The 12,096-nt window shown below is 43.3% G+C and carries 6 protein-coding genes; 3 read left to right on the forward strand and 3 right to left on the reverse strand.

What is annotated here, in order from left to right; all coding sequences use genetic code 11:
* Positions 1-89: 89 nt before the first annotated feature.
* The 3 genes from KQP93_RS19000 (at position 90) to KQP93_RS19010 (ending at position 6,247) form a co-directional block, all read left to right on the forward strand.
* Positions 90-1,040 (forward strand): GGDEF domain-containing response regulator, encoded by a 951-nt coding sequence (locus tag KQP93_RS19000; protein ID WP_254907779.1) that lies wholly within the window; start codon positions 90-92, stop codon positions 1,038-1,040.
* A gap of 52 nt (positions 1,041-1,092) precedes the next feature.
* Positions 1,093-4,614: an ATP-binding protein gene (locus KQP93_RS19005; protein WP_217877382.1), complete on the forward strand. Its 3,522-nt coding sequence runs from the start codon at positions 1,093-1,095 to the stop codon at positions 4,612-4,614.
* A gap of 127 nt (positions 4,615-4,741) precedes the next feature.
* The gene (locus KQP93_RS19010; RefSeq protein WP_217877383.1) at positions 4,742-6,247 is read left to right on the forward strand and encodes a phospholipase effector Tle1 domain-containing protein; all 1,506 of its coding nucleotides are present in this window, start codon (positions 4,742-4,744) and stop codon (positions 6,245-6,247) included.
* 18 nt (positions 6,248-6,265) lie between these two features.
* Here KQP93_RS19010 and KQP93_RS19015 read toward each other — a convergent pair whose 3' ends face one another.
* From KQP93_RS19015 to KQP93_RS19025, 3 genes are all read right to left on the reverse strand, one after another.
* Complete coding sequence (locus KQP93_RS19015; RefSeq protein WP_217877384.1) at positions 6,266-7,018, reverse strand: substrate-binding periplasmic protein; 753 nt, start codon at positions 7,016-7,018, stop codon at positions 6,266-6,268.
* A gap of 749 nt (positions 7,019-7,767) precedes the next feature.
* Entirely contained in the window at positions 7,768-10,401 is a 2,634-nt protein-coding gene (locus KQP93_RS19020; RefSeq protein WP_217877385.1) for a glycosyl hydrolase family 18 protein, read from the reverse strand.
* A 65-nt stretch (positions 10,402-10,466) separates the two neighbouring features.
* Positions 10,467-12,074 (reverse strand): lytic polysaccharide monooxygenase, encoded by a 1,608-nt coding sequence (locus tag KQP93_RS19025; protein WP_217877386.1) that lies wholly within the window; start codon positions 12,072-12,074, stop codon positions 10,467-10,469.
* Between the last annotated feature and the right edge of the window lie 22 nt (positions 12,075-12,096).

The following is a 12,096-nucleotide window of genomic DNA, read 5'->3' on the forward strand; positions in this document are numbered from 1 at the left end:
GCCAACATAAAAAATGACTTTTTAATTCTTAAGTTGTAGAAAATCCCAAAATCCAGTCTATGCTTTATTCATCGCTTGGAGGGAATAGTTTGCAACCGGTAGCTAGTAGCAAAGATTTAAAGCTTAAAGATTCTGTTATTTTAATTGTTGATGATGAACCAATTAATACAACCGTAATAGAAAGTTTGCTCGCGCCCTTCTATAAAACTCACACCACAGATTGCGGTGAAAACGTGCTGCACCTGTGCGAAACCGTTAAGCCAGATTTAATACTGCTTGATGTGATGCTTGGCACCATGAGCGGCCTAGATGTTTGCAAGCAATTAAAAAAACACTCCCAATACAAAGATATTCCGGTGATATTTATTACCGCCATCATGGATCAAGATGACCAAAATCGCTGTTGGCAAGCAGGCGCCGTCGATTTTGTCTCAAAACCGGTTTATGGCGTCACATTACTTAATCGCGTAAAAGCGCATTTGACCTTAAAAAAACAAGCCGATTTACTCAAAAGTCTTTGTGAGCACGACAGCCTAACAGGTTTAAACAACCGACGATTTTTACAAAATATCCTTGATCAAAACATTCGTTTAGCTGTTAGAAACGATAAAGCTCTTTCGGTTTTAATGCTCGATATTGATTACTTTAAACAGTACAACGACTCTCTTGGTCATCAACAAGGTGACGAATGCCTAAAACGCGTTGCTGATGAAATCAAAAAAAGTGTTAATCGCCCAACTGATACCACTATTCGTTATGGTGGTGAAGAATTTTTATGTGTTTTGCCAGACACAGATATTCAAGGGGCACAATTTATTGCCCATAAGCTTTTGGCAAACATCCGTGAACTAAATATTGAACACCCACATGCAACCTCTGGAGTTCTCTCCATTAGTATTGGTAGTGCAACTTTTTCTGGGCATGAAGCCATCGACACTGACGAACTAATTCGCTGTGCCGACAAAGCGCTCTATCAAGCCAAGCATCAAGGGAGAAACCGCTGTGTTTGCATACTTACTGAACCTAGTTTTAGCTTTTGAGCTAAATCAAACCTTACTACCGACTCACGTTTTCGGTATGGAGGGCTAAACCATGGATTACGAAGTATTACACCAGAAAAAAGCGACAACATCTGAAGGACGCTTTTTAATACCATTAGCAATTGCTTTTATAGCCGCAATTATGTGCTCTGCAATTTTCTTTTTCGAACTACAACTTCATAAAAATATTAAAAACAGCGTTGCGGAAAGACTGAGAGAATCAAGCGCTACCGTAGATGTGCAAGTCCATGAAAAAATAAATAAATATAAAAACGATTTACAGTTTTTATATTCCACTCCACCTATAGCAGGACTTGCCAGAGCTGCAGCAAATGGTGGTAACGACCCTCTTGATAACACTACCTCAGAGCAATGGAAAAAACGTTTAGAAACGATATTCGTTGCATTTTTACAATCAAATTCTGAATTCGAGCAATTACGTATCATCAGTACACAACGAGCAGGACAAGAACTTATCAGGGTAGACAGAGCTGCCGGTGGCATAGTTGTAAAAGCAGATAATCAGTTACAGGATAAAAGTGGCCGTGATTACTACCAGCAGAGTTCGCAATTGTCACAGGGTGATATGTATTTATCAGCAATAACACTTAACCGGGAATATGGAAAGCTCGACTATCCATATAAGCCTATGCTGCGAATAGCCTTACCCATTTTTGATGAAGATATGCAGCGCTATGGGCTAATTATTGCAAACATTAATACATCTCAGTTATTTGCATCTCTTAATGCGATGGTACAAGCACCAAACTCATTGATCCTAACAGACAGCGAAGGCTACTTTTTAGTACACCCAAATGAAGACTTTCGCTTTAGCCGTGACTTAGCACCGAACAAACGCTGGGACTCAGTGTATAAGTCTGAACCTGCCTATTTAGAAAATATACTCAGTATTAGCTCTAACTTTGCTGGTAAACAACAATACGAAGCGTTAACTAAGCGCATTCCATTTACTGGAGACTTAGAAACGGGGTTTATAGATGCCCACATTATGCTACCTCACTCTGAAATTAATGCGATGGAACGCGAGCAAAGGATCAGCACTTATGCATTTTTGTTGGGCGTATCTGCTTTTTTGGTGTTTGTACTTGGGTTTTTACATCGAAATTTAAAGCGTAACCGCGAGCTTGCCGAGGCAAGAGCGGTGTCTTCAGCCATCATCAGCGGCTCAAAAGATGCCATTATTGCGGTCAGTGATATCGGCCTAGTGTCTAGTTGGAATAAAGCGGCCACTGAATTGTTTGGTTTTCAACGGGAACAAGTTCTAGGCGCTGATATAAACAAACTGAATCTATTTTCAAATATTAACATTAAAGAGGTATGTAACGAGGTTAAAAGCCAACGAAAGCAACATGAAATTGAAGTCGACTATCAGCAATCCAATCAACAAACGACTCATTTAGCACTCGCTTTTTCAGCTATTTTTGATGAACATCATCAACACAACGGCACTGCTATCCTCATTCGCGACACTACCGTTGAAAAGCAAGCGAGCGACAAAATTAAGCAAATAAATAACGAACTCGAAATTAAAGTAGCACAAAGAACGGCACAGCTTGAAAAAGCCAGCCAAGTTAAGAGCGCTTTTATATCAAATATCAGCCATGAAATGCGTACTCCTTTAAACGGCATTATCGGCACACTCAATTTAATTAAACGAGAGTCATTAACTAACCAACAGCAACATTATTTAGAAATGACCGAGGTAAGCGTTAATAGCTTAAATGTGCTCATTAACGACATTCTTGATTTATCAAAAATTGAGGCTGGCAAACTCGACTTGGATAAAAAAGCGTTTAACCCTATTAAGTTTTTTGAAAGCTTAAGTGGCAGTATGGCTGTTAAAGCACAAGAGAAAAACCTTGAATTTATTTTAGATATTGCCGATGTTGAGTATAGCTCGATTGTTACAGACCCTCATCGCTACTCACAAGTGATTACCAATTTAATTAATAACGCAATTAAATTTACTAAAACGGGCTTTATAAAATTTACCGCCACAAGTAAACGACTTAGCGATGATAACGTTGAGCTATGCTGCAAAATTCAAGATACCGGCATTGGTATTGCGCCTGAAAATCAAAATAAATTGTTTAGTGCTTTCACCCAAGCTGATAACAGAGTGGCTTCGCAATATGGAGGCACAGGGCTTGGTTTATCGATATGTAAGCAGCTAGCCAGTTTACTGAATGGACAAATTTCCTTTGAATCAACTGAGGGGAAAGGGAGTACTTTCACATTTACCATTCAGTTAGACAGCCAAAATGTAGAAAAACGCCAACCAAGTAGCCGCTTAAAAGACAACATTTTTGCAGTGTCAGTCAAACAACCAGAGCTTGAACGAAGCCTAACAAAACTAATCTCTCATTGCGGAGGGCAGCTCACGAATGTTGACCTAGAAAGCTTTGAGGTAAGCGATAACATGCCCTTTGATACGCTAATTTTAGAGCCTGGCAATCCGTTACTCGCAAAACTTGATAGCTTTAGTGAAAATACCTATGACCATAGCCTGCCCTTTAAATTAGTGGTGCTTATAAACCCAACCGAACCACCACCGCAAGCTAAATTCTGCACCTTTATGCGCTTATCTAAACCTGTGCTTATCTCTGAGTTTTTACTTAAACTAGCTGATGAACGACTCATAAAAGAGCAGCCAGATCAAGACACAACACCACTTCGTCGCGAGACTGATACGCAAATTCACATAGATGTTGATATTGCTGGAGCAAAAATCCTGATCGTTGATGATAACGATATAAATGCTGCAGTTGCCAAAGGCACATTAATGAGCTTGGAACTGCGCTTTGAAATGGCGTCGAATGGTCAGCAAGCCATTGAAATATTGGCCAGTGCACCTGAAGACGACCCATTTAACTGCGTATTAATGGACTGCCAAATGCCCGTGTTAAATGGCTATGATGCAGCAGCACAAATACGCAAAGGGGCTGGTGGAGAGTACCATAGCGAGATCCCAATTATTGCCATGACAGCCAATGCCATGCTCGGTGAGCGTAAAAAGTGCTTAAATGCAGGTATGAGCGATTACATCACAAAACCTATCAGTGCAGATAAATTGATTACCACTACGGCGAAATGGGTTGCATCAACGTACCCTAAACATCATACAGCGCCAAAAACGATTGCTGTGCCTGAGGTAAATCAGTCGCCCGCTATACTGCAAGAAGAATTAATCGATGAAGAAAAACAGCATTGGAATCGCGAAGCAGCCCTCGGTCGTTTGATGAATAACGAGGTGCTATTAAACAAAGTGAGTAAGATGTTTTTAGAAAGCTCACATAAAAAAATAACGCTGCTAACACAAGCAATCAAAGACAAAGACTACCATGCGATTGCTACCACCAGCCATGCGCTTAAAGGGACCTGTGGCGATGTGGGCGCAGCCAAATTGCACCAGCACTTTACTGAGCTTGAGGTGCTGGCCGCAAGTAAGGGTAATACGCTAAAAGATATTCAACTTAAGCTACTCGAAATCGAGAAAGACTATGAGGTTCTATTAGAAATTTTACAAAAGCATACCGTAGCCAGAGTCGGCTAATTTTATTGATAGCAAATAAATGGGCTTTGAAAATCAAAGCCCATTTTTCATTAAAGCGCCGAATATTTGTCTTCTAATTTTCATAAAGTGGGAGTATGTTTATACAAACCACTAAAGGAATGACGCTATGACCGCTAAAACGCTGATTTTCAACTTTGATGGCACAGGCAGCGAGCCTCGTGATGCTGAACAATTCAGCGCTGCACACTTCAAAGAAGACGCCAGTATTTCTAATATTCTTAAACTTCATTTGCTTTTTGGTGGCGCACTCAATAGCGAACCCGAAACACCATTTCCAACCCAACTTAGCTTTTATTATCAAGGTATAGGCACCCAAGGTAGCCGCTTTCGACGTTTATTCAATCAAGCCCTTGCGCCAAGAGGTGATGATGTTGCCAGCATTTTAAATCGTGCTATGAGCGACTTTAAAAGCTACTACAGTGAGGGTGATAAAATACTACTAACTGGTTTTAGCCGCGGTGCTGCCCTTGCTAGGCGCTTTGCCAAATGTTTAGAGCCACTTATTAGTGATGATGTGTATTTATGTGTATTTGATACCGTTGCATCAATAGGCTTTTCGAAAGTAACTAAAGCAACCCGCGGTGCTGAGCACGTTATTTTTGAAAACTACACGCTAGCAAGCAATATAAAAGCAGCCCTTCATTGCGTCGCACTTGATGAAAAACGCCGTGCATTTGAACCCACACTTATTAATAGTGCGCCGCATGTGCAAGAGATCTGGTTTGCGGGCGCTCATTCAGATGTGGGGGGCGGCTATTATCGTGATGGTTTAGCCGACATTTGCCTACGCTATGCGATTGAGTGGCTGATTGAACAAACCGTTGCACTAAACTTACTTACCAGTGCGGATATCAATTACAACACCTTACTCCCAGAAGAACACCGTAACCTCATTGCTCAAGATGATGTAACCGTTACCCCAGATCCGCTGGCACTTAGCCATCAGCAAAACTATTTTTGGTTTAACCCTTTGTTTAAACTGGTAGACCGCGAATGCTGTGTATTGGTTGATAACGAACAAAGCACACTCGCGCCAACTATTCATTACACTGTAGCAGAGCGTATTAATCGTTTAACGAGCTACCGCCCTGAGTCGTTAAAGAGCCTCCACTACGACGTACTCTATAATGACGAAACTAGCCTAAGCTTTAAAGGCTTAAGCCCGCATATTGCGCTTGATAAACAAAATATGACGGTGCTGAGCATAGACGAAAGTAAAGATGTGTTTGTTTATGGCGCCGAAAAATACAACCACACAGGCTTAATGTTAGAGCAAGGTGGTACTTACCGATTTACGCCTTATCCGGAGCAAACTTGGTATGACGACGGCATTAGTTGCGGCCCTGCTGGGTGGCACCGTGACAATATCCAACTAGGGGTGAAAGAAATCCCGATGGCCGTGCTTGAACCGTTTAGACGTTTACCCCATGCACAATGGTTTGCGTTGATTGGCGCAATCGATAACAACGACGATCATTTGTTTGAAATTGCTGAAGGTGCCGATATACGCATTGCTAAATCAGGCGAATTTTGCCCTTTTGCCAATGACCTAAACCGCTTTTATGGGGCGAATGCGGGACGCATTAAACTGCGCGTAACTCGTTTAGGATAATTTAGTGTTTGGGATAGTTTATTGCTTAACATAGCGAGCGATGATCTCCGTTATCGCTTGCTTATTCGACACAATTGCTTGGCTAATTGCAGCCCTTTCATTAGCATTCAACGTTACTTTACTCAGCATCAAATACACATCGTTATTGTTTATAATATAGGGGTGAAGGGCGATACCACGGTGTTGATTATTTTGAATTAAATAAAGCCCAGCTAATTCGTCATCAACAAAAAAATCAACCCGCTTAGCCGTAAGCATAGCAACGCGCTGACGTAACGAAGGGACAGTGATCAGCTGCGATTTATATTTTTCCCCAGCACTAAAACGTGTAAATTCGGGGCCATAATAACTACCACTGTTTGATAAAATAATTTGTTGTTGCTCAAGCAAACCTTGCAGATCAAGCTTTTCTAAAAATGGTTTAGGATACCAAAACAAGCGCATCACTTCATTACGGTAAGGCTCTGAAAAATTGCTAAATGCATCTCGTTCTTTGCTATAACTCGCCGCAGGCAACAGATCAACATTGCCGTGCTTTAGTTCAGCAAAGCCGCGTTTAGATGAAGGCATGATGACGTATTTAGCGCAAAACCCAGCTTCTTTAAGCACTAAATTAACCACATCAATATCAATGCCGGTGAGCTTACCATTTTGCGTAAAAGTATAAGGTGCCCACTGCTGACTAATCCCCACTTTTAAGGTTTTATCACAGCTAAAAGCCGAGTTACTCAATACAGCAATAACAAGTAAAAACAGCGCTTTTAACCCCATTAACCCACCTTAGTTTAAATACTTACAAATCATATTATTGAAGTATGGTTGATAATGTCTGAAAGACCAATGTGTGAAGTGGGAAACCATAAGTTAGCGAGTCTCAAGGGGAAAGAGTAAAGTTGCGAGGTACGAGATTCGAGGTGCGAGTCTGTAGCAGCGATTTTACATCGCGTCCTAGAACCCAGAACCTAGCGCCTTATGTTTTCATTCGTAGTCGTGAAACTTGTTTCGCGCGTCTGAAGATAGGAAATTTGAAAAGGTCTACATGGGTTATGTTTGATCCAATTCGGCACTAAAGTACCTCCTACAAGGCTTCAATCGCTGAGAAGATGACTCGACCTGACCACCCCCACTGCTCAACTGACATCTGACGTCTAACGACTAAAAGCCAGCGATTTTACATCGCGTCCTAGAACCCAGAACCTAGCGCCTTATGTTTTCATTCGTAGGCGTGAAACTTGTTTCGCGCGTCTGAAGATAGGTAATTTGAAAAGGTTTACATGAATTATGTTTGATTCTATTCGGCACTAAAGTACCTCCTACAAGGCTTCAATCGCTGAGAAGATGACTCGACCTGACCACCCCCACAGGTCGACTGACCGCTGAAAGCTGAAAGCTGACAGCTTCTTTCCCCTTTCCCCTCGCTAACTTTACTCTTTCTAACTTCACCCACAAAAAAGCAGCCATACGGCTGCTTTGAAGGGAAATCACATTTTAATGATGGGCATTAAATGTGGTTATTACACTTAAAGTGCTTTCCATACATCCGCGACACCTGGCTCTTCTCCTTGAGTCCACCACTTCGCTTCGTATTTATTACCTTGGTGAGTGACTTGGTCGCCACCGTTATAGATACCCGCAGCTTGCCACACAACATCACCATTACCGTCGGTTGGTTGTGAACTTGCTTCCCATGGGCCGCCTAAATCAGGGCGCTCACCTTGTGTCCACCATTTAGCCGTGTACTCTACGCCGTTATAAATCACCGTATCACCACCGACATAAGTCGCCGCAGCATCCCATGTCGTTTCGCCATCTGGCGGAGTTGTTGTACCAGAATCTGTCACGGTGACATTAAAGCTCACTGCTGCAGCAGTTTGACCATCACTTACCGAAACCGACACAACATAGCTTGTATCTGCATCAACGCTGCCCGCTTGTAAACTAACATCAGCACCTGAGCCCACTAATGTTAAACCTGCAGGGACTGTCCAGCTGTATGAAAGCGTATCGCTATCAGCATCAGATGCCGAAACCGCAACGTCCACACTCGCGTCTTCTGCCACTGTTTTATCAGCAATTGCCGCAACGACTGGTGCTTGGTTCTCGCCTGTCGTTGGTGCAACTACATTCACTGTAACGTTACGGCTCACACTTGCCTCGCCATCGCTAACGCTCACAGCAACCATGTATTGCGTATCAGCAGTTACTGATGGCGCTGTGATTACAAGGGTATTTGAATTTTCACCAGTTACTGTTAATGCGCTGTCAGCGGTCCAGCTAAAGCTTAGTGGATCGTTATCTGCGTCAGTTGCCGATGCACTAACAGATACACTTTCGCCCGCATTAACAGATACTGTGCTTGATACAGATAGCACGGGCGCTCTATTGCTAGGCTCAGTGACGGTACCACCAAGTGCTTCGTGCATGGCATTAAGAATATCGCCATTGTCCGCGTCAATTTCCCATGCAAATAGGCCACCTAGATTATATTGATTAACATAAGCACCTTTTGCCAAAACTGAACGACGGTTATCGTATGTAATTAATTTACCGTTGCTACGGTTCCATACATAAGCGGCTTCGGCTTGTTCGTCATAACCTGTTTCGAACCCATTGATGCCATTTTCTGCAGCGCCCAACATATAGGTTTTGATGCCTTTATAATCGATAACACCGTCTTCCCATACACCTTGCGCTGTAGTGCCTTTAAGTTTGCCATTGCCCGGTGCTGTCATTGGGTTATCAGCGATAGTCGCGTTTTCTGGATAAACGCCTTCCCAGCCACGGCCATACATAGCGGCACCTACCACGATTTTCTTCGACGGTACGTTTTGCGCAAGTAGATTTTGCACTGCATTATCAGTTGTGTAAGCAGGGCCTTTATATGGAACGCCTTCTTCATCAACACCCGTGCCATCACACTGACCAACACGGAAATGCGATGAACAATAAAGCGCAGCCTGATGGCCCGTTACATTGCTCCATGCACCATAGTAGTCGTAGCTCATTAAGAAAATGTAATCCATATATTGTTGAGCTTGTGAGTAGTCGACATCTTCAATTTTGTCATAACCTGCACCAATCGCTGATGTTAACTCATACTCACGACCCGTTTCGGCTTCAAGCTTATCAAGCATCGCGCGCAGCTCTTGCATTAACGCAACGTATGCTGGGCCGTCAGCAACAGGGTCACCTAAGTTTGGATTAGCACCCTGACCACCTGGGTATTCCCAATCAATATCAACACCGTCGTAGAACTTCCACGTTCTTAAAAACTCTTCCATTGATGCAACAAACGTGTCGCGATTGGCTTTATCGGTAAAGTAAGCAAATGGGTCTGATAGAGTCCAACCACCCACAGATGGTAAAATTTTCAGATCAGGATAACGCTGCTTTAACGCCATTAACTGCGAATACGTACCACGAATTGGATCATTACTATCAACACCTGGTAGCGCTTTTTGAATCGCAGCCCATGGGTCGTGGATCACCACTTCAAAATCTTGCGAGCCAGCACAGGCAGTATTTAATGCGTTTTTAGGACCACCAGTTAACGAGTCATTAGGTCCACAGATTGGAATAAACCCATATAAGATATGACTGAGGTTTTGCGCTGGTATATTAGTTACGTCGAAATCGCGACCATAAATACCCCATTCAACAAAGTAAGCACCGGTTACAAGACCATCTTTGGTGCCAATATCTTGGTTATTTGGATCATAATCCATCGGCAATGGCGCTAAATGGCCGCCATCTGTATCGGCAATAACAATTGGCTTACCTTCACTGCGAGCACAGGTGGTACCGCCTTCACATAGTTCTACATATAATGTGTGACGACCTGCTTTATCATACGGGAAGCTAATAACACCACTTTTAGTGCCTGCTGCCAGCGAGCCTTCATTAACCAATGTATCATCGAAATACACTTTATAGCTGTCGCCGCCATCACCACTCCATGCGTTCCATTCAATGCTGATAGTGACTTCATCAACGCGGTTCACCAAACTCTTATATGAACCTGTGCCTTCAAGGTCAACCTCAACAAATGAGTACTCTTGTGGCTCCCAAATAATAGTCGGTGTTGATGGTGCCGCATTCGCTGCACTTGCAAAGAGTGCAACACCAATGGCTGCGGTTAATTGTTTTATATTCATGATTCTCTCTTATCTGTTTTTATATAGCGTTACGCTGTTATTGATAAAGTTTGAACTACAAAACTTTAGATTTCTGTCCATACTTGGCTGGCACCCGGTACATCTCCTTGGGTCCACCACTGCGCTCGATAGCGCTGTCCTTGATAGGTTACTTCGTCGCCGCCTTGATAGGCTTTGCCGCTGTTCCATTCGATTGATGCACTGCCAGATTCAAGCTGCCATGCATCACTACTGTCTGGTTGTGCGCCTTGGTTCCACCATTTCGCACTGTAAACGCCGCCGTTAAAACTCACTTTATCGCCCGTGTTGTATTGGCTTGTGCTATTCCAAGCAGGCACGCTCGGATCAACTGGATCAGGGTCGACCACAGTGCTATTAAGCACAGTTACGGTAAAACTTACTTGGCTTGTGAGCTCGCCATCTGACACCGATACGCTTACGGTGTAACTTGCATCAGCATCTACAGCGGGGGCATTTAGCGTGATGTTGGCATCGCTACCCGTAAAGCTCAGTGGTGCAGGTACATCCCAGCTATAAGTTAATATGCTTTGCTGATCATCAAAGGCGTGCAGGTGTATCGCGGTGCTGCTTTCTTCTTCGACTTGAAGGTCATCTGGTTGATGAATAATCGGCGCGGTATTGTCAGGTGCAGCTTGTACACTTAGTGCAAAGCTGTAATTTGCATTCGTTGTGAAGACTTGATTAGTCAATAAATCAGTAGCATCAAAGGCAATATCTCCAGCGCTACTTTGCACGCCAATATTCACTAAGTGCGCGTAATTAAGGTTTAACAGCGCTGCAAACTCAGCCTGCCAATTAGCTTGATTATCAGCTGTGATCTGCATTTGTTGAGTAAGTAACTCTTGGCCACTTTCATCAAATAACCGAGCTGACACACTACCGCCAACCTCAGCGTCTTGTCCTTGACGAACAAAGTAGCTAATTGCTGCCCAATCGGTTGGCTCTGTCGGGGTCGCATCGCTAACAATATTAATATCGCTACAGTTGTAGAAGCCTTCGCCACCGGCATCATCTCGTTGCCAACGCGTGTATAAAATGGCATCGCCACTGCGCCCTTGTGGAATAGACACGCTCATTTCATAGTAACGGTCGTTGTTAGCATCAATGCTAAAGTCAAGATTACCGTACTCTTCAACAAGATCTAGGTCATCCCAAGTAAGCACTTGAGTCGCACTATCAAAGCCCGGTTTTGTTAAATAAAACTGCCAAAAACTCGGGTTATGCGGCGTACTTGCTAAAAAGCGCACTAAAATATCGCCATTAGCATTAGGAATAACCTCACTGCGTTGCCAATGCGCTGAAGGTAAATCCATACCGCGTTTTTCTGGGTCGCCTGCGGCACATAATCGGCCATCAGGTACACTTTGTTTTACTGCCTCTAGGTTTGTGTAATCAATGGTATTAGCCGAAAATTCAATGTCTTGCACAAATTGCACATGCCCTGCCTCAACGAACGCTGCTCGACAAGCAAGGTTAGGGATCCCCGTGCCATCAGCAGGCCACCAGTACCCGCCATCGGCATTACAAAATGCTTGGCGTGCCTTTGGGCTTTCTAAGAATCCGTGGGCATTCACATGGCTTGATGCACAGGCAAGCAGCATGCTGGTTGCCACTGCCGATAAAGACAATGCCTTTGATTTCATTACTTTCATTGTTGTTCTCGCTGTAGAAATG

The organism is Pseudoalteromonas shioyasakiensis, assembly GCF_019134595.1.
Classification (GTDB): Bacteria; Pseudomonadota; Gammaproteobacteria; order Enterobacterales; family Alteromonadaceae; genus Pseudoalteromonas; species Pseudoalteromonas shioyasakiensis_A.